This window comes from Saccharothrix coeruleofusca (assembly GCF_017876325.1).
GTDB lineage: Bacteria > Actinomycetota > Actinomycetes > Mycobacteriales > Pseudonocardiaceae > Actinosynnema > Actinosynnema coeruleofuscum.
The window spans coordinates 2,334,297-2,359,694 of the sequence record NZ_JAGINV010000001.1 but is presented as its reverse complement, the minus strand read 5'-3'; the positions used below and the strand labels follow the sequence as shown (position 1 = coordinate 2,359,694).

21 protein-coding genes and 3 pseudogenes are annotated in these 25,398 nt (G+C 71.5%); 10 read left to right on the top strand and 14 right to left on the bottom strand.

The window, feature by feature from the left end; all coding sequences use genetic code 11:
* Positions 1-166: 166 nt before the first annotated feature.
* From JOF41_RS38590 to JOF41_RS10930, 5 genes and pseudogenes are all read left to right on the top strand, one after another.
* Positions 167-1,120: pseudogene (locus JOF41_RS38590) on the top strand (glycoside hydrolase family 10 protein); the annotation flags it as partial.
* Positions 1,121-1,213: 93 nt separating this feature from the next.
* A pseudogene (locus tag JOF41_RS38585) lies at positions 1,214-1,645 on the top strand (RICIN domain-containing protein); the annotation flags it as partial.
* Between the two features lie 50 nt (positions 1,646-1,695).
* Positions 1,696-3,795, top strand: a complete 2,100-nt coding sequence (locus tag JOF41_RS38225) for a family 43 glycosylhydrolase (protein WP_209618264.1) — start codon at positions 1,696-1,698, stop codon at positions 3,793-3,795.
* A 125-nt stretch (positions 3,796-3,920) separates the two neighbouring features.
* Positions 3,921-4,320, top strand: a pseudogene (locus JOF41_RS38580) (class I SAM-dependent methyltransferase); the annotation flags it as partial.
* Positions 4,321-4,330: 10 nt separating this feature from the next.
* On the top strand, positions 4,331-4,489 hold the full coding sequence (locus tag JOF41_RS10930; protein WP_189226408.1) for a hypothetical protein: 159 nt from the start codon (positions 4,331-4,333) through the stop codon (positions 4,487-4,489).
* 106 nt (positions 4,490-4,595) lie between these two features.
* Here the strand turns inward: JOF41_RS10930 and JOF41_RS10925 are convergent, their stop codons facing one another.
* Complete coding sequence (locus JOF41_RS10925) at positions 4,596-5,852, bottom strand: PHB depolymerase family esterase (protein WP_209618261.1); 1,257 nt, start codon at positions 5,850-5,852, stop codon at positions 4,596-4,598.
* A 781-nt stretch (positions 5,853-6,633) separates the two neighbouring features.
* Here JOF41_RS10925 and JOF41_RS10920 point away from each other — a divergent pair.
* From JOF41_RS10920 to JOF41_RS10900, 5 genes are read left to right on the top strand one after another with little or no spacing between them, the layout of a single operon-like run.
* Complete coding sequence (locus JOF41_RS10920; RefSeq protein ID WP_189226410.1) at positions 6,634-7,815, top strand: LeuA family protein; 1,182 nt, start codon at positions 6,634-6,636, stop codon at positions 7,813-7,815.
* A complete protein-coding gene (gene leuC, locus JOF41_RS10915) occupies positions 7,815-9,227 on the top strand; it encodes a 3-isopropylmalate dehydratase large subunit (RefSeq protein ID WP_189226411.1) in 1,413 nt (470 codons plus the stop codon). Before JOF41_RS10920 ends, leuC begins: the two co-directional genes overlap by 1 nt.
* A gap of 11 nt (positions 9,228-9,238) precedes the next feature.
* On the top strand, positions 9,239-9,847 hold the full coding sequence (leuD, locus tag JOF41_RS10910) for a 3-isopropylmalate dehydratase small subunit (protein ID WP_209618258.1): 609 nt from the start codon (positions 9,239-9,241) through the stop codon (positions 9,845-9,847).
* Complete coding sequence (locus tag JOF41_RS10905; protein WP_209618255.1) at positions 9,844-11,040, top strand: pyridoxal phosphate-dependent aminotransferase; 1,197 nt, start codon at positions 9,844-9,846, stop codon at positions 11,038-11,040. Before leuD ends, JOF41_RS10905 begins: the two co-directional genes overlap by 4 nt.
* Positions 11,041-11,050: 10 nt before the next feature.
* On the top strand, positions 11,051-12,079 hold the full coding sequence (locus JOF41_RS10900) for an isocitrate/isopropylmalate dehydrogenase family protein (RefSeq protein ID WP_189226413.1): 1,029 nt from the start codon (positions 11,051-11,053) through the stop codon (positions 12,077-12,079).
* Positions 12,080-12,513: 434 nt separating this feature from the next.
* On the opposite strand, the gene JOF41_RS38220 is transcribed toward JOF41_RS10900, so the two are convergent.
* From JOF41_RS38220 to JOF41_RS10835, 13 genes are read right to left on the bottom strand one after another with little or no spacing between them, the layout of a single operon-like run.
* Positions 12,514-13,563 carry a helix-turn-helix transcriptional regulator gene (locus JOF41_RS38220; RefSeq protein WP_209618253.1) on the bottom strand — a complete coding sequence of 350 codons (1,050 nt, stop codon included), beginning with the start codon at positions 13,561-13,563 and terminating at the stop codon, positions 12,514-12,516.
* 58 nt (positions 13,564-13,621) lie between these two features.
* A complete protein-coding gene (locus JOF41_RS38215) occupies positions 13,622-15,541 on the bottom strand; it encodes a phenylalanine--tRNA ligase subunit beta (RefSeq protein ID WP_189226415.1) in 1,920 nt (639 codons plus the stop codon).
* A 22-nt stretch (positions 15,542-15,563) separates the two neighbouring features.
* Positions 15,564-16,346: a tRNA ligase subunit PheS family protein gene (locus tag JOF41_RS10885; RefSeq protein ID WP_189226416.1), complete on the bottom strand. Its 783-nt coding sequence runs from the start codon at positions 16,344-16,346 to the stop codon at positions 15,564-15,566.
* Positions 16,346-17,077 carry a methyltransferase domain-containing protein gene (locus JOF41_RS10880; RefSeq protein WP_189226417.1) on the bottom strand — a complete coding sequence of 244 codons (732 nt, stop codon included), beginning with the start codon at positions 17,075-17,077 and terminating at the stop codon, positions 16,346-16,348. Before JOF41_RS10880 ends, JOF41_RS10885 begins: the two co-directional genes overlap by 1 nt.
* A 39-nt stretch (positions 17,078-17,116) precedes the next feature.
* Positions 17,117-18,361, bottom strand: a complete 1,245-nt coding sequence (locus tag JOF41_RS10875) for an ATP-grasp domain-containing protein (protein ID WP_189226418.1) — start codon at positions 18,359-18,361, stop codon at positions 17,117-17,119.
* A 2-nt stretch (positions 18,362-18,363) separates the two neighbouring features.
* A complete protein-coding gene (locus JOF41_RS10870; protein ID WP_189226419.1) occupies positions 18,364-19,641 on the bottom strand; it encodes an MFS transporter in 1,278 nt (425 codons plus the stop codon).
* Entirely contained in the window at positions 19,638-20,957 is a 1,320-nt protein-coding gene (locus JOF41_RS10865; RefSeq protein WP_189226420.1) for a UDP-glucose dehydrogenase family protein, read from the bottom strand. Before JOF41_RS10865 ends, JOF41_RS10870 begins: the two co-directional genes overlap by 4 nt.
* 10 nt (positions 20,958-20,967) lie before the next feature.
* Entirely contained in the window at positions 20,968-21,555 is a 588-nt protein-coding gene (locus JOF41_RS10860; protein ID WP_189226421.1) for an LOG family protein, read from the bottom strand.
* A complete protein-coding gene (locus JOF41_RS10855; RefSeq protein ID WP_189226422.1) occupies positions 21,542-22,297 on the bottom strand; it encodes an SDR family NAD(P)-dependent oxidoreductase in 756 nt (251 codons plus the stop codon). Before JOF41_RS10855 ends, JOF41_RS10860 begins: the two co-directional genes overlap by 14 nt.
* Positions 22,297-22,920, bottom strand: a complete 624-nt coding sequence (locus tag JOF41_RS10850) for a class I SAM-dependent methyltransferase (protein ID WP_189226423.1) — start codon at positions 22,918-22,920, stop codon at positions 22,297-22,299. Before JOF41_RS10850 ends, JOF41_RS10855 begins: the two co-directional genes overlap by 1 nt.
* Positions 22,917-23,996 (bottom strand): HAD-IIIC family phosphatase, encoded by a 1,080-nt coding sequence (locus JOF41_RS10845; RefSeq protein WP_209618247.1) that lies wholly within the window; start codon positions 23,994-23,996, stop codon positions 22,917-22,919. Before JOF41_RS10845 ends, JOF41_RS10850 begins: the two co-directional genes overlap by 4 nt.
* A complete protein-coding gene (locus tag JOF41_RS10840) occupies positions 23,993-25,129 on the bottom strand; it encodes an acyl-CoA dehydrogenase family protein (RefSeq protein WP_189226425.1) in 1,137 nt (378 codons plus the stop codon). The genes JOF41_RS10845 and JOF41_RS10840 overlap by 4 nt, the downstream gene beginning before the upstream one ends.
* A complete protein-coding gene (locus JOF41_RS10835) occupies positions 25,126-25,395 on the bottom strand; it encodes an acyl carrier protein (RefSeq protein ID WP_189226426.1) in 270 nt (89 codons plus the stop codon). Before JOF41_RS10835 ends, JOF41_RS10840 begins: the two co-directional genes overlap by 4 nt.
* Positions 25,396-25,398 lie beyond the last annotated feature (3 nt).

Here is a 25,398-nt window from a genome sequence, read left to right as displayed (position 1 = left end):
AGGTATGTCCGCTGGCACTGCTACCAAACACCCATGATCACCTCAACTGAGCCGAGCACCATCACACGCAAAATTGTTAGCGCTAACAAGAAGTTGGGCAGATGCGAACCAATCCCTGTCACCGCAGGAACGAAACACGCGGTGTTCTGATCCGTGAGGACACGTGATGAACCATTCGACACGAGCGGTCATTCGTCCGACGCTTCCGCGCCGGCCGAGAACAACGGCGTTGCTGCTCGTCGCGGGACTCGTCGCCGCCCTGATGGTGGCGCTGTTCGACGGGCTGGCCCTGGCAGGCACGACCTTGGGCGCCTCCGCGGCGGAGAAGGGCCGCTACTTCGGGGCCGCGGTCGCCGCGGGGAAGCTGGGTGACTCGACTTACGTGGGCATCCTCAACCGCGAGTTCACCTCGATCACCGCCGAGAACGAGATGAAGATGGACGCCACCGAGCCCAACCAGGGCCAGTTCACCTTCGGCAACGGCGACCGGATCGTCAACCACGCCCTCGGCCGCGGCATGAAGGTCCGCGGTCACACCCTGACCTGGCACCAGCAACAGCCCGGCTGGATGCAGCGCATGGAGGGCTCGGCGCTGCGCCAGGCGATGCTCAACCACGTCACCCGCGTCGCCTCCTACTACCGGGGCAAGATCTACGCCTGGGACGTGGTCAACGAGGCTTTCGCCGACGGCAACTCCGGTGCGCGCCGGGACTCCAACCTGCAGCGCACGGGCAACGACTGGATCGAGGCCGCCTTCCGCGCCGCGCGGGCCGCCGACCCCGGCGCGAAGCTGTGCTACAACGACTACAACACCGACGGCGTCAACGCCAAGTCCACCGGCATCTACACGATGGTGCGCGACTTCAAAGCCCGCGGCGTGCCCATCGACTGCGTGGGCTTCCAGTCCCACCTGACCAACTCCGCCCCCGGTGACTACCAGGCCAACCTCCAGCGCTTCGCCGACCTCGGCGTCGACGTGCAGATCACCGAGTTGGACATCTCCGGCTCCAACCAGGCCAACGCCTACGCCGCCGTCACCCGCGCCTGCCTGGCCGTGGCCCGCTGCACCGGCATCACGGTCTGGGGTATCCGCGACAGCGACTCCTGGCGCACCGGCCAGAACCCCCTGCTGTTCGACAACTCCGGCAACAAGAAAGCCGCCTACACCTCCGTCCTCAACGCCCTCAACGCCGGTTCCGGGCAGCCCGGCGGGATCGTGGACACGAGCGCGTGGTACACGCTGGTCAACCGCAACAGCGGCAAGGCGCTGGACGTCTACAACCTGGCCACCAGTGACGGCGCGCGGATCACCCAGTGGACCCGCAACGGCGGCAACCAGCAGCAGTGGCAGTTCGTCGACTCCGGAGACGGCTACTACCGCCTCAAGTCCCGCCACTCGGGCAAGGTGCTGGACGTCTACAACTTCTCCACCGCCGACGGCGCCAACGTCGTGCAGTGGACCGACGGCAACGGCACCAACCAGCAGTTCCGCGTGATCGACGCGAGCGGCTACGTCCGATTGGTCAACCGCAACAGCGGCAAGGCCGTCGAAGTCCAGAACGCCGCCACCGACGACGGAGCGAACATCGTCCAGTACAGCGATTGGGGCGGCGCAAACCAGCAGTGGCAACTCGTCCGCGTCGGTTGACTCGGCACCGCTTCCACAGCATCCACCTCGACGAAGAGGAGCCCCCCATGCCCGTGTCACCACCCACCACCGTTGCGCGGGCCCGCAGGCGCCGCCTGGCCTGCGCCGCCGCCGCTGTTGTCACCGTGCTGCTGGGCGGCCTGGTGACCGCGCTCGGCGCGACCACCGCGTCGGCGGCGACCGTGGACACGGCGGCGTGGTACGCGCTGGTCAACCGCAACAGCGGCAAGGCGCTGGACGTCTACAACCTGGCCACCAGCGACGGCGCGCGGATCACCCAGTGGACCCGCAACGGCGGCAACCAGCAGCAGTGGCAGTTCGTCGACTCCGGAGACGGCTACTACCGCCTCAAGTCCCGCCACTCGGGCAAGGTGCTGGACGTCCACAACTTCTCCACCGCCGACGGCGGCGCCGTCGTGCAGTGGACCGACAACAACACCAGCAACCAGCAGTTCCGCCTGGCCGACTCCGACGGCGGCCACGTCCGGCTGATCAACCGCAACAGCGGCAAGGCCGTCGAAGTCCAGAACGCCGCCACCGACGACGGAGCGAACATCGTCCAGTACAGCGACTGGGGCGGCGCAAACCAGCAGTGGCAACTCGTCCGCGTCGGTGGCGGGACCGACCCCACCACCACGACTCCGCAAACGCCCGCTGACCAGTACACCAACCCGGTGGTATGGCAGGACTTCGCCGACGTCGAAGTCATCCGCGTCGGGGACGTGTACTACATGACCGCCTCGACGATGCACTACTCCCCCGGTGCGCCGATCCTGCGCTCCTACGACCTGGTCAACTGGGAGTTCGCCGGTCATTCCGTGCCGTCACTGGACTTCGGCACCAAGTACGACCTGACCAACGGGCAGCGCGCGTACGTCAACGGCATCTGGGCTTCGACGCTGCAGTACCGGCCGAACAACCGCACCTACTACTGGGCCGGGTGCATCGACTTCAACGACACCTACGTGTACACGGCTTCCAGCGTCGAAGGACCGTGGAACCGGCACGCCCGGATCGACAACTGCTACTACGACGCGGGCATGCTCATCGACGACAACGACACGATGTACGTCGCCTACGGCAACGGCACCATCAGCGTCGCCCAGCTCTCAGCCGACGGCCGCAGCCAGGTGCGTGCGCAGCAGGTGTTCCAGACCCCGTCGAACATCGGGACGCTGGAGGGAGCGCGGTTCTACAAGCGCAACGGCAGCTACTACATCTGGCTGACCCGCCCCGCGAACGGCCAGTACGTCCTCAAGGCGGACAACCCGTTCGGCCCGTACACCCTGCGGCAGGTGCTGCTCGACCTGCCCGGCCCGATCACCGGCGGCGGCGTGCCTCACCAAGGCGGCCTGGTGCAGACCCAGAACGGCTCCTGGCACTACATGTCCTTCGTCGACGCCTACCCCGGTGGCCGGGTTCCCGCGCTCGCTCCGATCACCTGGACAGCGGACGGCTGGCCGACCCTCCAGACGGTCGGCGGCCGGTGGGGCGTGAACTACCCCTCGCCGCTGCCGGCCCGCCCGGTCAAACCCCTCACCGGGGCCGACACCTTCACCGGTCCCGCCCTGGGGCCGCAGTGGGAGTGGAACCACGACCCCGACACCTCCCGGTACTCGGTGGACAACGGGCTGAGGTTGCAGACCGCCACGGTCACCGACGACCTCTATGCCGCCCGCAACACCCTGACCCACCGCATCCAGGGACCGACGTCCACCGCCACCGTCGAACTGGACCACAGCGCGATGCGCGACGGCGACCGGTCCGGCCTGGCCATGCTGCGCCAGTCCTCGGCCTGGATCGGCGTCAGGCGCGACAGCGGTCGCACCCGCGTGTCCATGACCACCGGGTTGGCCATGGACGGCAACTGGCGCACCACCAGCACCGGCACCGAGGCCGCGAGCGCCACGATCAGCGGCGACCGGATCTGGCTGCGGGTCAACGCCGACATCCGCCCCGGCTCCAACCGCGTCGCCCGCTTCTCCTACAGCACCGACGGCGTCACCTTCAACCCGCTCGGCCCCGCCTTCACCCTGAACAACACCTGGCAGTTCTTCATGGGCTACCGCTTCGGCATCTTCAACCACGCCACGCAGGCCCTGGGCGGCTCGGTCACCGTGCGCAGGTTCGACCTGACCACTCCCTGATCGACAGCGCCGTCCCGGAGGTGCACGGGTTCCCTCGTGGACCGGGAGCCCGTGCACCGGGGTCGTTCGGCGACTGCGACACCCCGGCCGCCGCCCTGCGATCCAGGGTCGGGGCGGGCACGACGGTCGTGCACGCCGACTTCCTGTGCTTCCCGCTGCCGCGCGCACCGCACGTGCCGGCGGGCAACCTGCCGTTCCACCTGACCACGTCCCTGCTCCGCCGGATCCTCCACTCCGGGCACTGGACGGACGCGGTCCTGCTGGTGCGGTGGGAGGTCGCCCGCCGTCGCGCGGGCGTGGGCGGGGCGACCCTGATGGCCGCCCAGTGGTGGCCCTGCTACGACTTCGCGCTGCACCGGCGGTGCCCGCGGCGGAGTGGTCGCGGCGGAGTGGTCGCGGCGGAGTGGTCGCGGCGGAGTGGTCGCGGCGGAGTGGTCGCGGCGGCACGGCATCACCGAGCGCGCCCTGCCCCGCGACCTGACCGCCGAGCAGTGGGCGGAGCTTTTTGTCGTACCCCACCGCTAGGTTCCCCGGCATGATCGACTCCACCTGGTCCCGCCCCGCCCCCTGCACCGCCGCGCCCGCGCCGCGAACCCGCCGCCCCGGCGGCACCGGTAGCGGACGCCCGCCCGCCGGGCCGCGTCGTGGCAGGCGGGACGGCCGGGTGGGGCCGCGCCGAGGCGCGGCGGGGTGACGCCGTTCGGCCCTCCCCGGCAGGCTCAGCGGGTCGTTGAACCGGCGTCGACCTGCGGACGCCTCCGGCGATTCGTGCTTTCGCCGGAGGCGCCGCGGCCGTTCGGTCAGCGTCGTTGGTGGGCCATCCACTGCCAGACGCGGGTTCCGCGGATGCTCGGGTCATTGCGGGCCACGTAGATCCACGACCAGTGCCCTGGGAACTGGTAGCCGTTCCACACGACGTTGTCGTAGAGCGTCATCAGCGAACCGGGGATGAGGTCGTGCGCGTGGACGGTGTTGGCCTGCGGGTCGATCGTCGTGTCGTCACGGGAGGTCACCAGCCAGGTGGGAGTGCTGATGCCCGTCAGCTCGGCGTCGGGGATCAGCGGCGGGTCGCCCGCCTGCCGGGGAGCCACGACGCCGCAGATGGGCACGGACGCGGCGAACACGGCGGGGTAGACCGTGGTCATCTTCAAGGCCATGTAGCCACCGTTGCTGCAACCGACCACGTAGATGCGCCGGGGGTCGACCGAGCGCTTCCGGACGACCTCGCGGATGATCTCGTGGATGAGCGGGGCGAAGCGGGGACCGTCCTGCATCCAGGCGGAGGTGCTCTGCGGAGCGACCACGTGGGCGCCGTCGAAGATCCGCTGCGCCTCGTCGGTGGCGAAGCCCAACGCGCCGCGGTTGGCGCGCAGCGTCGTCTCGTTGTCGTAGTAGTCGTCCGGCAGGGACGCGCCCTCGCCCCCGCCGTGCAGCCAGACGATCAGGGGGCGCCTGCCGCGCCGGGCGGAGGGGCCGGGTGAGTACAGCCGGTACTTCATACCCGAGCCGGAGACGTGGTGGCTGAACGCGTCGACCTCGGGGTTGACCAGCTCGCCCTGGCTGAAGCGCGAGATGGTGACCGGCGCGCCGCGGCGCAGGGCGATCGGGGCGTTCTGCGTGATGGTGTAGGCGAGGTCGAGCCGGACGTTGCGGCCCTTGCTGCCGATGTAGCCGAGGGTGCCGCCGCCGGGTTGGCCCTCGCCGTGGCTCAGCGAGAGCACGACGTTGCCGTGGCGGTCGAGCCGGGCGGCGGTCACCGGCCGGTCGAGGTCGTAGCCCACGGCCTGCCCGTCGGTGTCGATCGGACTGGTTGCCTTGGCGCGCACGCTGAACGTGCCCGTCGTCAGGCTCGCCGGGTCGATCGGTCCGATCCGGGACGTCTCGAGGGTGACGGAGGTGACCTGCTCGCCGCCGTCGAGGGTCACCGCGTTCAGGATGAACCTCACCTTGCCGGTCGGGCGGGTGTCGGCGTTGGCGGTGATGGCGGGCAGCGCCAGACCGGCGGCCGCACCCGCGCCTGCTGCCAGGACGGTACGACGGTTGACAAACACGGCCATGCGGGCTCCTTCGTCGTTGAATGGAGGCGGAGCGCTTGCTTCACCCGGTTTCGCGACGGTCCCGAGAGGAGCGCGGGACCGGGCGACGCCGACGGGACCGAGCATGGCAGATTTACTTCGGACAGTGAAGTATTTCGGGGTCGCCTTCCCGTTCGCCGAGATCCGCACCGAGGCGGGCCTGGAGGGGGGGTGGGCTTCAGCTACGCCAAGCGCGCGGGCGGATGCACCTGTCGGACCGCCCCGGACTGGGCATCACCCTCAGCGAGCAGGCGCGCGCCTGGACCGTCGACCGGACCACCATCGACAGCACCCGCTGACGACCGCTTGGGCGCGACACCCGTGCCCGACGTGGCGAGGGCCGGGTGTTCCGCCCGGCCGGGTGCGGCCGACTGCGCGGTGGACGTCTCCCGCGATCGACGCCGCCGAGCGGTCGGCCACCTCGTCGCGCTTCCGGCGGGCGTCCCTGGCGGAACACCGTCTCCACCTCGGTCGGGACGCTGGGCTTCTCCCCGATCCCACGGGACCAGCGCCCGGTGACCGAGGCTCGCTCCCACTCCGTGGTGCCGAAGGCGGTACGCCACCGTGAGCTCCGACACGCCCACTCCCCTCGCCCCCGGTCCGCGCCCGCCGTGGCGACAGCACTGGGCCGAACCGGTTGTCAAGTCACGGTTCGTGCGACTTTCCCGGTCGCGGTGCTCCGGAGTGCACTCATCCCAGTGCCCCAGCGCCTCGCGCCAGTCCGCATGAGACGCCCGGAAACGAACACGAGTCAGGAGTGGTGATGGGTTCCAACGATGAGCAGGGTTCGCGCCGGATCTCGATCTTCGACACCACGCTGCGCGACGGCGAGCAGGCACCGGGCAACGCCATGTCCGCTCACACCAAGCTGGAGCTGGCGCTGGCCATCGAGGCGCTGGGCGTCGACGTGATCGAGGTCGGGTTCCCCAACTCCAGCCCCAGCGACTTCGCCGCGCTGCAGATGGTGTCCCAGGCGCTGACCACCGCCCGGTTCTGCTCGCTGACCCGCGCCAACCGCGCGGACATCGAGGCGGCCGTGGCGGGCGGCGGCACCGAGCGCCACCAGGTGGAGATCCTGGTGACCGGCAGCGAGCTGCACATGGAGCACAAGCGGGGTATCACGCGTGAGCAGAACCTCGCGGAGACCAGGGACGCCATCAGGTTCGCGCGTTCACTGGGGCTGCGGGACATCTCGCTCGGTGTCGAGGACGCCAGCCGCGGTTCGGACGACCTGCTGCACGCCCTGGTGGACACCGGTCTGGCCGAAGGCGCCACGACCGTGCTGCTCGCCGACACGACCGGCCACATGGTGCCGTCGGAGTTCGGGGAGATGATCGCGAAGGTCCGCTCCTGGATCCCCGACGAGATCGTGCTGGCCACGCACTGCCACGACGACATGGGCCTGTCGCTGGCCAACGCGCTGGCCGGGATCGAGGCGGGCGCCGACGAGGTGCAGGCGACGGTCGCCGGGATCGGTGAGCGGGCGGGCAACACCCCGCTGGAGGAGCTGGCGGCGGTCCTGACCTACAAGGGCCACCGGTTCGGGGCGCACACCACGCTGGAGACCTCCCGCCTGTACGAGGTGTTCCAACTGCTGTCCGACAGGATCGGCATGGCTCCGCCGCGCAACAAGCCGATCTTCGGCGACAACGTCTTCAGCACGCTCGCGGGCATCCACCAGGCGGGCATGCTGCGCAACCCGATCACCTACGAGTACGTCGAGCCGGAGCGGTTCGGCCGAGAGCGGCGAATCCTGGTCGGCAGGCATTCCGGCAGGGCGGTGCTGCGCCACGTGTTCGACGAGCTGGGCATGCCGTGGGACCCCGAGCTGGGCCAGAAGTTCTACGAGGAGCACATCGCGGGCCAGGCCGACGGCGAGTACATCTCCACCACCGAACTGGCCCGAGTCCTCAGCTCCACCCTCCTGGCGACGGCGGACTCCTGATGTCCGCGCCCCGCACCATCATCGACAAGGTCTGGGACGACCACGTGGTGCGCTCCGGCGATGCGAGCGACCTGCTCTACATCGACCTGCACCTGGTGCACGAGGTGACGTCACCGCAGGCGTTCGACGGCATCGAGCACCAGGGCAGGGCGGTGCGCAGACCGGACCTCACCCTGGCGGTGGAGGACCACAACGTCCCGACCGACAGCCTGCTGATCCGCGACGCGATGAGCAAGGCCCAGGTGCAGCAGCTGCGCGCGAACTGCGAGCGGCACGGCATCGAGCACCTCGCGCACGGTGACGGCAGGCAGGGCGTCGTGCACGTCGTCGCGCCGGAGCTGGGTCTCGTGCAACCGGGGATGACCGTGGTGTGCGGCGACAGCCACACCTCGACCCACGGCGCGCTGGGGGCGTTGGCGTTCGGCGTCGGCACCAGCGACGTCGAGCACGTGCTGGCCACCCAGACGCTGTCACTGGCCCGGCCGCGGACCATGGCCGTGGAGTTCACCGGCGCGCTGCCGCCGGACGTCTCCCCCAAGGACCTCGTCATGGCGCTGATCGCGCAGATCGGGGCGAACGGCGCGCACGGCCACGTCCTGGAGTACCGCGGCCCGGTCATCCGGCAGATCTCCATGGAGGGCCGGATGTCCATCTGCAACATGACCGTGGAGGCCGGTGCCCGCGCCGGACTGGTCGCGCCCGACGAGATCACCGAGGACTACCTGGCCGGACGCCCGGCCGCGCCCACCGGGGCGCAGTGGGACGACGCCGTGGCCGCGTGGCGGGAGCTGCGCACCGACGAAGGCGCGAGGTTCGACCGGACCGTCGTGGTCGACACGTCCGAGCTGACACCCTTCGTCACGTGGGGCACCAACCCCGGTCAGGCAGCGCCGCTCGGCGACGGTGTGGTGCCCGACCCGGACTCGTTCAGCGAGCCCGGCGAGCAGGCCGCCGCCCGGCGCGCGCTGGCCTACATGGGTCTCGAGCCCGGCACGAGGATGCGCGACATCCCGATCGACACGGTGTTCCTGGGGTCCTGCACCAACGGCCGGATCGAGGACCTGCGGGCGGCGGCGGCCGTGCTCGACGGCCGCAAGGTCGCCCCCGGTGTGCGGATGATCGTCGTTCCGGGCTCCATGCAGGTCCGCGCCCAGGCCGAGCGGGAGGGCCTGGACGAGGTGTTCACCGCGGCGGGCGCGCAGTGGCGGCTGGCCGGGTGCTCGATGTGCCTCGGCATGAACAACGACCGGCTCGGCGGCCCCGCCCGCGTGGCGTCCACGTCCAACCGCAACTACGAGCGCAGGCAGGGCGACCACGCCCGGACCCACTTGGTGTCGCCGTCGACCGCGGCGGCCACGGCGGTGGCCGGGCACCTCGCCTCGCCGCGGGACCTGATCGGAGGCGACCGGTGACACCCCCGCCGTTGACCGTCCACACCGGACGAGCCGTCGTGCTCGCGCGGGACGACGTGGACACCGATCAGATCACCCCGGCGCAGTTCTGCAAGCGGCTAACCAAGCACGGCTACGAGGACGCGCTGTTCGCGGGGTGGCGGGGCCAGCCGGGGTTCCCGCTGGACCAACCGCACCTGCGGGACGCCAGCGTGCTGGTGGCCGGGAACAACTTCGGCACGGGCAGTTCCAGGGAGCACGCCGTGTGGGCGTTGCGCGACTGGGGGTTCGTGGCCGTCATCGCCATCAGCTTCGGTGACATCTTCCGCCGCAACGCCTTGAAGAACGGCCTGCTGGCGATCAGCCTGCCGGAGGCGGACGTGGCCGCGCTGTCGAAGGCAGCGGAGACCGACCCGGACCTGCCGGTCACCGTCGACCTGGAGGAGTGCGAGGTGCGCGCCGGGGAGCTGCGGCGCCGGTTCGACGTTGACAGCCACGCCCGGTACCTGCTGCTCAACGGCCTGGACGACATCGCGCTGACCGAGCAGCAGGACGAGGACATCAGCCGGTACGAGCGCGGGCGCAAGCCGTGGCTGCCGTCGCTGCGGCCGGGGTGCCTGTCCGGGCGGGGCGCGTCATGACCACCGAGGTGCGGGCAGCCCCCGGAGCGGGCCGCGTCCGCATGGACGGCGTGGCGGGCCACACCGCGCAGCGCGCCCGCGGACTGCGCGACAGCGAACTGGCCAAGTTGCTGCGGTCGAGCCGGAGTGACGTCGTCAACCTCGCCGTGGGCACCCCGCAGTTCCCCGAAACGCCCGGCACAGCGGTGGGCGCGGCGATCACCGCCTTGAAGACCGGGCGCAACCAGTACGAGCTTCCGCTGGGCGAGCAGGCCCTGCGGGAGCGGATCGCCTCATCGCTGAACTCCCCGGCGGACCCGTCGACCGAGATCACCGTGACCGCGGGCGCCACCGAGGGGTTGTGCGTGGCGCTGCAGTCGCTGGTCGACCCCGGTGACGAGGTCGTCGTGTTCGAGCCGTTCTACGAGAACTTCCTCGGCACGATCGCGTTGGCCGGGGGTGTGCCGCGGTTCGTGCCCCTGCACGAACCGGACTGGCACTACGACCCGGCCGACCTGCGCGCCGCCTTCGGCCCCCGCACCAGGGCGGTGCTGCTGAACTCGCCGAGCAACCCGACGGGCCGGGCACTGCGGTACGAGGAGCTGGCCGAGATCGCCGAACTGTGCGAGCGGTGGAACGCCGTGGCGGTGTCCGACGAGGCGTACGCGGGGCTCGTCTTCGGAGCGCGGCGGCACCTGTCGGCCGCGGACGTGCCCGGTCTGCGGCAGCGCAGCATCGTCGTGGGCTCGCTGTCCAAGAGCCACGCGATCAGCGGCTGGCGGCTGGGATACCTGCGGGCCGAGGCGGAGCGGACGAGCATCCTGCGCCGGATCCACGAGGTCACCACCAACGGCACGGCCGCGCCGCTGCAAGCCGCGATCGGCAGCGTCGGGCTGCAACCCGACTGGGCGGCGCGGCAGGCGGAAGCACTGGCCTGCCTGAAGGACACCGCGGTGGCGCTGTTCGAGCGCTTCGGCGTCGGCTTCGAGACGATCGAGGGCGGTTGCTTCGCGTTCGGCCGCATCGACGCGCTCACCACAGAGGACAGCACCGCGTTCTGCGAACGGCTGCTGCGGGACTTCGGCATCCTGCTGGCCCCTGGCAGGCCGTTCTTCCACAACCGCGCGCGCGGTGACCGCTACGTCCGCATCGCGTTCAACCGTCCACCTGCCGTTTGGCGGGAAGTCGAAGCGCGGCTGTTCGGCCGGACTTGAGAGGGGAATCATGACTGTCATCGCCGTGCTCCCTGGCGACGGCATCGGGCCGGAGGTCATCCAGGAGGCCGTCCGCACGCTCGACGAACTCGACCTGGGGTTGACGTTCGACGTCCTCGAGCACGTCAACGCCGACACCTTCCTCGCGTCAGGCACCGCGTTGACCGCCGACGACGTCGCGCGCATCCAGCGCAGCGACGCGGCGCTGCTCGGCGCTGTCGGCGATCCGCGCGTCACGACCCCCGACTACGTGCGAGGAGTGCTGCTGCGCCTGCGCTTCGAGCTGGACCTGTACGTCAACCACCGCGCGGTGAGCCTCCTGGCCGACCACCTCAGCCCGCTCAAGGACACCAAGCGCGGCGCCATCGACTGCGTCGTGGTGCGGGAGAACAGCGAGGGCCTCTACGCGGGTATCGGCGGCTCCCTGCGCCAGTCCACGCCGCAGGAAGTCGCCCTCGACGTCGAGGTCAACACCTACACCGGCGTCTCCCGCCTGCTCGACTACGCGTTCGACATCGCCCGGTCCGAAGTCTGCATGGTCGACAAGTCCAACGCGGTGCCCAACGGCGGCCGACTCTGGCAACGCTGCTGGGCGGAGCACCGCGGTCGTCATCCTGGGACTCCCACCCGGCACCTGTACGTCGACGCGGCCGCGATGCTCCTGGTGGCCGACCCCGCCAGTTTCGACGTGATCGTCACCAACAACTCCTACGGCGACATCCTCAGCGACCTCGCGGCGGAACTCGGCGGCGGCATCGGCACAGCCGCATCGGGCAACCTCAACCCCACCACCGGCTTCGGCCTGTACGAACCCGTCCACGGCAGTGCTCCCGACATCGCCGGGCTCAACCGCGCCAACCCCGTCGCCGCCATCCTCTCGGCGGCGCTGATGGTCGAACGGCTCGGCCACGGGGACGCGGCGGCCGCGGTGCGCTCCGCGGTGGCGCGGGCGGTGATCCAGCGACGGTGCACCCCGGACCTCGGCGGCTCGCTGACCACCACCGAAGCCGGCGCCGCCATTCGGGCGGAGCTTGGCTGAGAGGTGTCGCGCGCGGTGATCGCCTCCCCCGGAACCAGCCGGGGGAGGCGATCACCGCTGCTCCGCCGCGCGGACCCGCTGCGTTCAGGTGCCGATCCCCAAGCACGGCTCCACGGTGCTCGTCGCGGCGGGTCGAGGTGGTGTGGCGGGCCGAGTGCCGCCCGGCACTCCTGCCAGGTTCGGCTGCCGTCACCTCGCCGTGGGCGGGCGCGGGACAGTCGAGGGGTCCTCATCGGACGGCGCGAGGCGGAGGTACGCGCCACCGGGCGAGGCCGGACAAGGGCGCAGGCGGTGAGACGCGCACGGGATGTCGGCTCGATCGGTCGACGGCGACGAAGCAAGTGCGGATCGACCGCCACCACGCCGACGGCAGTGCCGTCGGCGTGGCCCGGACAGCGGATCGGTCCGACGGCTCCAGCCGACCGGGCTGATCCTCACGCGGGGGTCCGGCCTGCGCGGGTCAGGCCCCCGCGACCGGCGAGGTAGCCGAACTGGAAGCGGCTCTGGGCGTCCATCTGGCGCATCAGCTGGGCGATGTGCTTGCGGCAGGTCCGCACCGAGAGGCCGAGACGGCGGGCGATGATGTCGTCCTTGACGCCTTCGGTGAGCATGTTCAGGATCGTCTGCTTGATCTCATCGGTCACCGCCTGATCGTCCAGGTGGTGGGGGACGAACGGCTTCGCGGTCGTCCAGATGTGTTCGAACACGCCGCGCAGGAAGCCGATCATCGCGGAGCCGCGGATCACCGCCGCGCCGCCGGAACCGGTGGCCGCGGGGATGAACGCCACTTCGTCGTCGAAGACGACCAGATGGCTGAACAGCACCTCGCATGTGCGGATGTCCGCGCCCGCCTCGCGCAAGGTGCGGATGTGCTCCCTGATGGGCAGGTCGAAGCGGGCCGAGTGCTGGTAGAGGGTGCGCATGCGGATACCGCGTTCCAGCATCTGCAGGTCCCGCTCGTGGGCTTCGCGCAACTGGTCGGCGCTGCGGCCGCCACCGGGTTGCACCATGAGCACCTCGGCACGGCAGCGCACGGCCCACTCGTTGAGCAGGCACCGCACCGACTGGGCGTCCGGCACGACGTCGACCACCTCCTCCACCGAGGCGCCGCTCCTGCTCGCCTGGTACAGCGGTGACAGCCGGGTCAGCGCGTCCCTCAGTCGCGTCACGCTCCGCTGCCGGGACAGGATGTCGATCTCGATGGGGGCGAGCACCCCGGCCGCGGCCAGGTCGGGGTTGGCGGGCACGAGCCGGTCCGGTTCCCCCGGCAGCGACTGGACCAGCTGCAGCGCGCGCAGCTCGTCAACGACCCGCCGGGCCTCCGGCAGTGGGACCCGCAGCATCGCGGCCGCTTCGCGCACGGTGAAGCCGTCGCCGTTCAAGCCCCACTTGTAGACCCGCATGCCCTCTTCGCTCAGCGGCGGGACGCCGCATCCCCACGACATCCCGCCGGATCGCTCCTCGCCTGTCGTCTGCTCGTTCACGTGCCCAGCGTGCGTGCCGCGCTTCCTGATCCGTTCCCGCAGCCGTACCGCGGTCGCGTCAGCGGCAGTCCCACCCGCGTCCCCTGGCCGCGGCGAGCACGGCCTCGCGGCGTCTGCGCCCCTCCGCCTTGGCGCCCGTCGCGTCCGCCATGTCGAACTCGGCCCGGATCGTGAGGGAGGTGCGGCCGTGGCCGATCCGCTCACCCTGGTAGACGTCCCGCACCCGCACCAGGTCCCGCCGAGTCATGCCCGCCTCGGCGACCAGGTCCAGCACCTCCCGCGCCTGCTGGCCGGGCGCGAGGTCCACCGTCACGTTGAACGCGGGCAACGGGACCTGCGGCACCGGCCGCACAGACCGCCGCACCAGCGGCAGCGCTTGCAGCGCCCCCAGATCGAGGTCGACGCAGAACAGCTGCGGACCGAACACCCCCGCCCGGCCCACCCGCTCACCGCCGACCAGCACGGTGAAGGACGGATCGAACACCGAGCGCTCCGCGGGCACCAGCTCCGGTTCTCCGCGCCCCGCGCCCAGCATGCCCACCAACCCGACCAGGTCGGCGAAGGTGACGGCCCGTGGCTCCGGGTCGACCAGGGACGGCGGCAGCAGCGCCCCGCCCAGCACGGCGGTCATGCGCCACTGCTCGTCCCCTGGTCGGGCCGAGCGCGGGACCGGGCCGATCTCGAAGTGGTGAGCCGCCCCGGTGTGCTCCAACGACCGGGTGGCCACGTCCAGCACGGCGGGCAGCAGGGAATCACGGACCCGCAGGTTCCTCAACCCGGTGCGGCCGCGCACTTCCATCGGGTCGACGCCGGTGGGGTCGATGGACGGCAGGTCCGACGACGACGGCCACAGCACCGGGGTGGTGACCTGCTGCAAGCCCCACCGGACGGCCACGTCGCGCAACGTCCGGCGCAGCTGCCTCGCCGGGTCGACCGACGGCACGCGGTCCCACGCGGGCAAGCGGACCGGGATCGACCGGTACCCGCGCAGCCGCGCGACCTCCCCGGCGACCATCCGGGCGCAGGTGAGGTCCTCGCGCCAGAACGGCGGGCTGACCCGCAGCGCGCCGTGCTCCACCACGGCGGGCACGCCCGCGGCGCTGAGCAGGGTCGCGGCCGCTCGGACGTCGACGTCCGGGGCGATGATGGCGCGCAGCTCAGCTTCGCCGATCGTGAACACCGGCCGGGGCGCGGGCGTGACGCCTCCCGCCGCGGTCGCCTTGACCTCACCCCGCGCCCATGCCGTCACCAGTTCGACGACCCTGGCCACCGCCAAGTCGCACCCCGCCGACGGCAGCCCGCACGCCAGCCGCTGCCCCGTGCCGTCCAACCGGCCCGCGGTGCGCAGCACCTGCCGCATGGCCTCCGGCGGCAACCACCACGAGTAGACGACCACCTCCCGGCAGTTCCGCGGCAGCTCGGCCGCACCCTTGCCGGGGACCGCCAGCACCTGGTCCCCGGCGGCGACCACGACCTCGCCCTCGGCGTTCGTCCGCAGAGCGAGGCCGTCCAGCGTGCCCTCGGCCGCGTGCACGGGCTGCCCGGTCTCCAGCTGAACGAAGGCCAGCACGTCGGCCACGGTGCCGGTGAGCCGCACACCCGCCGCCGTCAGCCACTCCGCCTGCGGACCGGGAACCTCGACCGGTCCGGGCAGGACGACCGCCGCTGCGGCGAGCCTCGCCGGGGCGGGCTCGACCAGGAGGGCGAAGTCGGCGCGCAGAACCGGGGGGTCGACGGGCAGTGCCCCCGCGGCACGCTCGTCCGCCGCCTGCCCGAGGCGACCGCGGATCTCCGCGGCCAGTCCCAGGACGGACGTCAAGTGCCCCAGGCCAGGGGGCGCCAGCACCTCCACCGCCGCCCCGCGGGCGTCGTCGATCTCGCCGACCTGTGCGCCCGCCGCGCGCAGCCAGCCCGCCAGGTGCGAGCGGTCGACACGGCGGCCGCACAGGTCGTCCAGCCATGCCAGTGGGACCCGCACGACCATCACCTCCTCGGTGCGCTCAGTCGAACTGCTCCAGCACGCGCGTGTCGTTGATCAGCAGCTCGCGGATGTCGGTCAGGCCGTAGTCGAGTCTGAGCAGCCGCTCCAGGGAGCAGCCGAAGCTCAGCGCGGTGGTCCGACCGGGCGGGTAACCGCAGGCGGTGAGCACCTCGTCGCGCAGCACTCCCCCGGCACCGATCTCCACCCGGCCGCGCTGCCTGCACTCGGGGCAGCCGTCCTCGCACACCGGGCACTCGATGTCCAGGGCGAACCCCGGCGCTGTGAAGGGGTAGTCGCTGCGCTTGAGCCACCACCGGTGACCCGCGCCGAACAAGCCGGTCACCAACCGGTCGAACAGCCCCGCGAGGTCGGGCAGGCCCAGCCCCGGCTGCACGACCACGCCCTCGGCCTGGGTGAACTGGGAGTTGGAGTACGCCGACCCGGTCTCATTGCGGAAGCAGCTGCCCACCAGCAGGGCGCGCAGCGGGCCGGGCGCCGCGCGGCGCAGCAGCGCGGGCACGCCCGCCGAGCTGTGCGTGGTGAGCACCACCCCGTCCGCGGGGCTGAAGGTCAGCCGCGTGCGGGTGGGGTGGTCGGCCGGGTAGCCCAGCACGTCGAAGTTGTCCGCCGCGGTGGCCAGCAGCGGCAGGTCGACGACCTCGAAGCCCAGCGGTGTGAACGCCTCCGCGATGCGGTCGGCCAGCGATACCACGGGGTGCACCCGCCCCACTCGGGGTCCGGCCGGGGGGAGCCCCGGATCGCGCAGCCGGGTGGCGACGGGTGCACCTGTCCGCAGGCTCATCAGGCCGGCTTCTCGTAGACGGCGATGTGGTTCTCCGACGACGCGTCGAACGGCACGTTCGCCCAGTCGCCCCAGCGCTCCCGCAGCCGCAGTCCGGCGATCCGCGCCATCAGGTCCATCTCGGACGGCCAGGTGTAGCGCAGGAACGCCGGGTACAGCTTGATCCCGTCCTCGCGGACCTCGATGTGGTTCTCGAGGATCTGCTGGGTGGCCCGGTCGAAGGTGTCCGCCTCGATCCGCACGTGGTCCAGTCCGACCTCGTAGACGTGCGCGCGGCCGCCGAACCGGAACCGGGTCGGGTCCGGCATGAACGTCTCCACCACGAACAACCCGCCGGGCTCCAGGTGCGCGGCCACCGACTCGAAGCAGCGGATCTGATCCTCCTGCGTCTGCAAAGCGTACAGGGAGTTCAGCAGCAGGAGGATCAGCGAGTACTTGCGCTCGAGCTTGAAGTCGGCCATGTCGCCGATGGTGACCTCGATCGCCTCGCCGCCGGGCTTGGTGCGCATGACCTCCACGATCTCCGGCGACGCGTCCAGGCCGTCCAGCGGCACACCGCGTGCCACGAGCGGGATCGCCACCCGTCCGGTGCCGATGCCGAGCTCCAGGCACCGGCCGCTGCCCCGGCGCGCGCTGAGGAACTCCACCGCCGCGTCCGGGCGCGGCCAGCCGACCTCGTCGTAGACGTTCTTCCACCGCGGGCCGTAGGTCTCGGGGCTCCAGTCGACCATGCGTCTCTGCCTCTCTGTGTGTGCGGTCCTCAAGCGCGTTCAGACCAGGGGACCGAGGACTTCCAGTTCGTGGGTGGCCAGCGCCAGCCGGTCGGCGACCTCGTCGGCGTCGGGTCCGGTAGCCATCACGTAGCCGACGCGCCCGTACAGGTCCTCCGGCGGCGGTGCGACGATGTCGCCGCGCGGGCGCAGCTCGCCGACCTCGTAGACCCACGGCCGCGACCGCAGTTCCGGTGCTGGGGCCAGGCCGTCGAACCGTTGCCGCCCCCGCGGGTAGAGGAAGCGGCAACCGGCCGCGTGGTCCCGGACCTCCCGCCGCTCCGGCTCGCGGCCCAGCGCGGCGGCGGCGAGCAGGCCGCCCATCCGCACGCCGCGGGCCACCTCCACGATCAGCGACGAGATGTCCCCGGGCGGACGGCCGTTGAGCTCGATCACGCGCGGACCCCGGGAGCTGAGCTTGATCTCGACGTGCGCCACGGTCCGGTCCATCCCGGCGGCGAGCACGGCCCGGCGGGCCAGCTCGAACCCGTCGGTGGTGGCGGGCTCGGTGAGCGCGCCGTTGCCCGCGATGTACCCGATCTGGATGGGGTGCTGGTCGTACCCCATCACGTAGCGGTACCAGGACACGGGCGTGGCCACGCCGTCGACCACCCAGAAGTCCACGGCGAACTCCTCGCCGTCGATGTACTCCTCGATGAGGGTGCCTTCGCTGGCCATGCCCTTCTTGTCGATGTGCACCGATGCCAGGAACGCGGCGTCGAAGTCCGCCGGGTCGTCCACCCGGCACACCCCGGCACTGCCGGACAGCCCGCGCGGCTTGACCACCAGCGGGAAGCCGATCTGCGCGGCGGCGGCCCGCGCCGCGTCCAGGTCGTGCACCAGCACCGACCGCGTCGGCGACAGCCCGGTGGCCGCCAGCATCTGCCGCTGCCGGTGCTTGTCGCGAGCCAGCTCGGCCGCGGCCACCGGCAGTCCGGGCAGGCTCAGCGCCTCGGCGAGCCGAGCGGCCAGCAGCACCGAGCCCTCGGTGTGCGTGCACACCGCGTCGATCCGGTTGCGCCCGGCCAGCACCTTGGCCAGCCGCAGCGCGTCCCCCTCGTCGTTGGGGTCGAACACCTCGTGGTCGCGCACCCAGCGGTGCTGCCAGGTCAGCGGCGCCGAGTCGAGCAGCACCAGGTCCGCCTCGGTGGCGAGCTGGTTGAACATCGGCTCGTTGCTGAGCTGGTAACCCGACCCGACGACGAGCAGGGTCTCCCGCCGTCGCGTCCCGCCTTGACCGGACATCGTCACACCACTCCTCTCGCCGACCGCTGACCGGCCGCATTCGTCTCGCTCTGTCTGTTGTCGCGACGCTGTCCCGCCGCGATCACCGCGATCGCGACACCTCCGACCACGTAGCCGGCCAGTTGCAGGCCGAGGTAACCGCCGAAGCCCAGCGCGGTGAACAGCGGCAGGCACAGCGCCGGGGCCGCCAGGTTGCCCATTCCGTAGACCAGCGAGGTGGACGACGAGTAGACCGCGACCCGATGGGGTGGCGCGTTGGCCACCACCACCGGTTGCAGGCTCGGTGCGATCAGGCACTGACCGATGGCGAACACCAGCGAGTACCCGGCCGCCAGCAGCAGCCGCGCCCAGCCCGCGGACACCACGCCCGCTCCAGCCAGCAGCACCAGGCTCGCGCACCAGCAGATGATCGCCGCGCGCAGCGCCGGTATGTACCCGATCCGCTCCACCGCGCGAACCACCAGTCCCTGCAAGGCGATCACCGAAATCGAGTTGACCGCCAGCACGACGCTGATGCCCGAGACCGTCAGCTGTGCGCTGTCGCGCAGCACGATCGGCAGCACGGACTCGACCTGGCCGAGCCCGAAGACCACGAGCATCCCTTGGAGCAGCAGGACCCAGAGGAACACGCGGTCGGTGAACGGCGCGACGACCTCGGCCAGCGACGCCCCCGTCGTCTCGCCGGGTGTCCCGACGCGGTCCCGTCGGCGGGCCCGCGCGATCCCGATCAGCACCAGGCCGTAGCCCAGGTACGTCAACCCATTGACCGCGAAGCTCAACTGGTAGCCCGTGGTGCCCAGTGAACTGGCCAACGCGCCGCCCGCGATCGACCCCGCGCCGACCGCGCCCGCGCTGACCCGGTACTTGGCGGCCAGCACGCGCCCGAGGTTGTCCGCCCCGAACACCGACAGCAGCATCGGTGTCTGCACGGCGTAGAAGATCCCAGTGCCCGCGCCCGACAGCAGCGCCGCGAGCAGGTTCAGGTCGGCGGGTTGCCTGGCCACCAGGAAGAAGGGTCCGACGGCCTGGCAGGCGGTGGCCAACACCGCGATCCGCCCCGGCCCGACCCGGTCGCACAACGCGCCCGCGACCGGATTGACCACCAGGCCCGCCACGGCGAACAGCATGAAGTACAGCGATACGCCGAACACCGACAGGCCCATCTGCTCGCGCAGGTAGACCGCGGTGAGCGGGAACACCAGGCCGGTGCCCGCCGTGGTGAGCGCCCAGCCTGCGAGGTAGCGCCTGCCGAACGGCAACCGCGTGACCCTTGTGCTCATCGGTTCCGTCGTCCCACTCCGGTCACGGTCAGCCCGTGGCCACGCAACTGGTTCTCGTCGAGCAGGTTGCGGGCGTCGATCACGATGTCGCCCGCCATCAGGTGCGCCAGCAGCGCCCAGTCCAGCTCGCGGAACTCCGGCCACTCGGTCAGCAGCACGACGGCCGCGGCGCCCTTCACCGCCAGGCCGGGGTCGTCCACCACATTCCAGTCCTCCGCCAGGCCGGGAGCACCCGGCCGCACCGTCGGGTCGTACAGGCTCAGCTCGGCGCCCTCGTCGCGCAGGATCTCGGCCACCGCCAGGGCGGGCGAGTCCCGCAAGTCCGCGGTGCCCGCCTTGAACGTCAGGCCGAACACGCCGATGCGGGCGCCGCGGACCGAACCGCCGAGGCTGGCCCGCACCTTGTCGGCTACGCGTTGGTGCTGACGGGTGTTGATCTCCAGCGCGCCCTCGATCAGCGGCAGCGCCACCCCCTGCTCGCGGCCGAAGGTGAGCAGCGCCCAGGTGTCCTTCGGCAGGCACGGACCGCCCCAGCCGGGGCCGGGTTCCAGGTGCGAACGGCCGATCCGGGCGTCGTAGCCCAGTCCGGCGGTGACACTCACGATGTCCGCGCCGACTGACTCGCACAGCTCGGCGAGCATGTTCACGTAGGACAGCTTGGTGGCCAGGAACCCGTTGGCGGCGTACTTGATCATCTCGGCGCTGGCGTTGTCGGTCAGCACGACGGGCGCGTCGGTGGTCCGGTACAGCCCTGCGACCACCTCGGCCGCGGCCGGGTCGTCCGCACCGATGACGACCCGGTCCGGCTCGCGGAAACCGGCGATGGCGCTGCCCTCCCGGAGGAACTCCGGGTTGGATACCACGGCGACGTCCGGGCGCGCGATCAGCCCGCGCACCCGCGCCGCGGTGCCCACCGGCACCGTCGACTTGAGCACCAGCACCGCGCCCCGCGGCAGCAGCCGTTCCAGGTCCGCCGCCACACCGTCCACGACGGACATGTTCGCCGCGCCACCGTCGCCCATCGGCGTCGGAACGCAGATGAATACGACCTCCGCGGGCACCTGGCCGGTGACGGCGGCCGCCAGGTCCGTGGTGAACCTCAGCCGCCCGGTGCGCAGGCCGGTGGCGACCAGGTCGGGCAGGCCCGGTTCGAGGATGCCGACCTGGCCGCTGCGCAGCCGGTCGACCTTGGCCGCGTCCACGTCGACGCAGGTCACCTGGTGCCCTTCGGCGGCCAGGCAGGCGGCCGTGGTCAGGCCGACGTAGCCCGCGCCGACGACGGCGACGGCCCTCGGGTGTGAGTTCGGCTGTGACATGGCGGTCCTCTCATCCCACGCTGTTCACGGCGACAGCCGGGGCCAGCAGCGACTCCACCGCGTCCAGCGCCTCCTCCGCGGAGCCCACGACGTGGAAGAGGTCGTGCCGCCGGGCGAAACCGCGGCCGAGCAGGTCGCGGACGAGGTCGCGCAGGGTGGCCCAGTCGTTGGCGACGTCGACCAGCACCAGCGGCCCCACGTCGAGGCCGAGCGCGGTCATCGAGACCACTTCCAGCACCTCGTCCAGAGTCCCGTAGCCGCCGGGCAGGGCGATGAACGCGTCCGCGCGCTCGATCATGATCCGCTTGCGGTCCAGCAGGTCATCGGTGAGCACGACCGTCTGCGGCGGCAGGTGGTGGCCTGCCTCCCTGGAGCGCAGGAAGTGCGGGATCACGCCGAGGATCTCCCCGCCGCGGTCGGCCGCGCCGCGCGCCACCGCGCCCATCAGCCCGACTCCGCCCGCGCCGTACACCAGCTGGTGGCGCCGGTCGGCGAGCAGCTGGCCCAGCTCGGTGGCGACCTGCTGGTAGCGGGGCGAGTTGCCGGTCGAGAAGCCGCAGAAGACGCAGAGCGCGTACCTGGGGCTAGAGGTATCCATAGCTGAGCCACCCTCCGTCCACCACGATGGTCTGGCCGTTGACGTAGTCCGCGTCCGCGGAGGCCAGGAACAGCACCGGTCCGGTGATGTCGGCGGGCGCCCCGCGCCTGCCCGCCGGGATGCGCGCGACGATGTCGTCCTCCGCCAACGCGGCCGGGTGCGGGGTCTCGATCCGGATCATCCCCGGGGCCACGCCGTTGACGTTGACCCCGGCTGCCGCCCACTCCACGCCCAGCACCCTGGTCAGCTGGACCACCCCGGCTTTGCTCGCGGCGTACGCGGCGCGCTCGGGGAACGCGGTGAACGACAGCAGCGAGCCGAAGTTCACGATCTTCCCCGCGCCCGCGGCGAGCATATGCCTGCCGAAGACCTGGCAGCACCGCAGCGTGCCCGCGACGTTCGTCGTCAGCAGTTCGTTCACCTGGTCGGCCGGGAAATCCGCGGACGGGCCCATGGTGAACACGCCTGCGGCGTTGACCAGGACGTCGACCCCGCCGAACGCCTCGGTCACCTGCCGATCCGCGGCGGCCACCTGCTCGGCGTCGCCGACGTCGCAGCTCACCGCGACGTAACGACCGCCCAACGGCGCCATCTCCGCGGCCACGGCGTCGACTTGCTCCTTGGTCCTCGCCAGCACGGCGACGTCCGCGCCCTCGGCGGCGAAGGCGAGGGCGACCGCTCGGCCGATCCCGCGCCCGCCGCCGGTGACCACCACCCGCCTGCCCGCGAACCTGCCTGCCATCACCGCGCCCGGAACTGGCCGATCCAGTGCACCTGGTTCGGCTTGGTCGCGGTCGGCAGGTTGCGGTACAGCCGCAGTTCGACGCACTCGAACCGGTTGGAGTCGAACGTGGCGAGGATCTCCGCGCTGGTGACCCGGCGCGGGCCGGTGCCCTCCACCATGTGGTCGGAGAACGAGTTCAGCACGAACAACCCGCCGGGCCGCAGCAGCCGGTGCACCTCGGCGGCGTAGACGGGCCGGGCCTCGTCGCGCATGTTGTGGAACACGAAGGAGTCCGTGACGACGTCAGCCTGGTGCGAGGGCAGCGGCACATCCAGCGCGTCGCCCTGGATGAACCGCGCGGACACGCCTGCCAGATCTGCCCAGGCCCTGGCCCGCTCCACGGCTTGCTCGGACAGGTCCACGCCGGTGACGTCCATGCCCTGGGCGGCCAGGAAGACGGCGTCGACGCCGGGGCCCGAGCCCAGGTCGACCACCCGGTCACCGCGCCGGATCACGCCGTCGATGACCAGCTTGATCAGCTCGATGCCGGGTGACGCGGTGAACCAGGACAGCTCGGCCAGCGGGCTGTCGGCGTACACGGTCGCGAACTTGTCCACCCAGCTGTCGGTAAACGCCTTCACCTGATCTCCTCCGATGCGTTGGCAGTGGTCAACAAGAGCTCTCCGAGGTCGGCGGGCACGTCCAGGTGCACGTAGTCCGGCACCTGGAGGTCCACCGAGCCGGGCAGTTCGAACACCACGAGGTCGTCCTGCGTCGCCACCGGGGTGAAGCCGAGGAACCGGTACGTCATCCGCATCTGGCGGTTGCGGTCGGTGGGCCGGAAGTGCGCGCGCACACCGGCGCCCCTGGCCCGTGCCAGGCCCACGACCACCCCGACGAACGCGGTGCCGATGTTGCGGCCCATCACCCGGCAGGACATCAGCAGCAGCCGGATGGTCCACATCGGACCACTGGTGGCCACCACGGCGAGCCCGATCGTGCCGTAGCCGCCGAACCGGTCCGTCAGCGTGGCCACCAGTACGCGGTGGCCGGGGTCCTCGGCCAGTTCGGCCAGCTCCCGCTCGCCGAACGTCAGACCGGTGGTGTTGAGCTGGTGCGTGCGCTGGGTCAGCTCGGCTGCCCTGGCCAGGTCCTGCGCGGTGGCGTCCCGCACGGTCAGCCGCATGCGCAGCGAGCGCAGGAACTCCTCGGCAGGGCCGGTGAAGTTCGCCTGCTCCACGCCGCGGCGCTGCTCGGCGAGGTAGAGCTGCCTGCGCTGGGCGGCCTCGGGCGTGACCGCGGCGGGCAGCACGTCACCACCTTCCAGCAACTCCGCGAACCGCGCCGGGGACACGCACCGGACCTCGGGCAGCGCGCTGGCGACCTCGGCCCGCTCGAAGTCGGAGTCGTCGACGAACAGCAGGCTCGCGGTGGCGATGTTGAGTTGCTTGGCGATCAGCCGCAGCGACTCGGACTTGGCCTGCCAGCCCACCTGCGGGTGCAGGAAGTACTCGGCGAGGCCCTGCCTGGCCAGCTCGGCCAGCGTCGGCTCCGGATCGTTGCGGCTGGCCACGGACTGCAGCACGCCGCGCTGGTCCAGCAGCCGGACGAACTCGCGGTGCCGGTCGGGGACCACGACCCGGTCGCCCTCGACGAGGGTGCCCTCCCACAGGGTGTCGTCCAGGTCCCAGACCACGCACTTCACCGGCTCGCTCACCGGTCACCTCCTTGTCGGGTGGCCGCCTCGCGGCGCAGCAGGTCCGCGCCGACGAGGTCGAGCAGCACCTCGTTCGGACCTTCGATCACCTGGTAGGTGCGGGCCGCCTGGCTGAGTCGGGTCAGCCGGTGTCCCTCGGCCAGTCCCGCGGCGCCGAGCACGCGGGAGGCGTGATCGGTGGCGACCGAGACGGCGCGAGCGGCCAGCACCTTGGCCCGGCCCGCGGCGGTGGCCGCCTCCGGGTCGCGCTCCTCGACGCGCTCGGCGGCGGCGCGGACCATCGCCCACGCCGCTTCGGCGAGGATCGACGCCTCGGCCAGCAGGCCGCGCACCAGCTGGCGGTCGCCGAGGGCGACGCCACCGACCTGGCGCTGCGCGGCGTGCGCGGTGGCCAGCTCCACGGCCGCCTGGGCGACTCCGACCGCCGCCGCGGCCACCAGCACGCGACCCAGCGTCAAGCACGAGGTGGCCACGTGCGGCACTCCGAACCCCGGACGACCCACGGCGAGGTTCGCGGAGGTCGGTGTGGCGTCGAACTCGATATCGGCCAGCCGGGAGGCGCGCAGCCCGGTCGTCGGCGGCTCCGGGCTGACCCGCTGGCCCGCGCCCGCCGGGACCAGCGCGCAGCTCCCGCCGCCGTCGCTCATGCCGAAGACCAGGAAGACGTCTGCCAGCTCGCCGAAGCTGATCCACCTCTTGCGGCCGGTGACGAGGATCTCGCCGTCACGTTCGGCCAGGGTGGTGCGCAGCGATCGGATGTCGCTGCCGGACTCGGCTTCGGTGAGCGCGAACGCGGCGATCTTGGTCCCGGCAGCCAGTTCCGGCAGCACCAGCTCGCGCAGATCGGACCGCCCCCAGCGCAGCACCGCCTGGCACACCATGCTGTGCACCACGAGCAGGCTCTGCAGGCTGGGCGAGAAGCCCGCCATCGTGCGGTGCACCTCGACCACCTCCGGCAGGGACCACCCGTCACCGCCGTAGCGCCGGGGCACGGTCAGGCCCAGCAGCCCGGCGTCCGCGGCCTCCCGGACGCCCTGGGCGTCTACCGCGCCCGCCTGTTCCCAGTGGTCGGCGCGGTCGGGGAAGTCTCCGTGCCGCAACCACTTCAGCACGTCGACGACCGAGGCGCTCATGACAGCCGGAGCTTCTCTGCGACCAGGCGGGTCAAGCCGTTGACGGTGTTGAAGTTGGCCAGCTCCAGGTCCTCGTCCTCGACCTCGATGCCGAAGGTCCGCTCCACGAAGTCGACCATCTGGATGGCGGCGACCGAGTCGACCACGTGCTCGGTGATCAGCTCGCGGTCACCGTCCAGCTCTGACACCCCCACCAGGCCGAGCACGTATTCGCGTACCTGCTGGTGCACCTCGTCGTAGCTGACAACCTGCTTCGTGCCGGACACCGC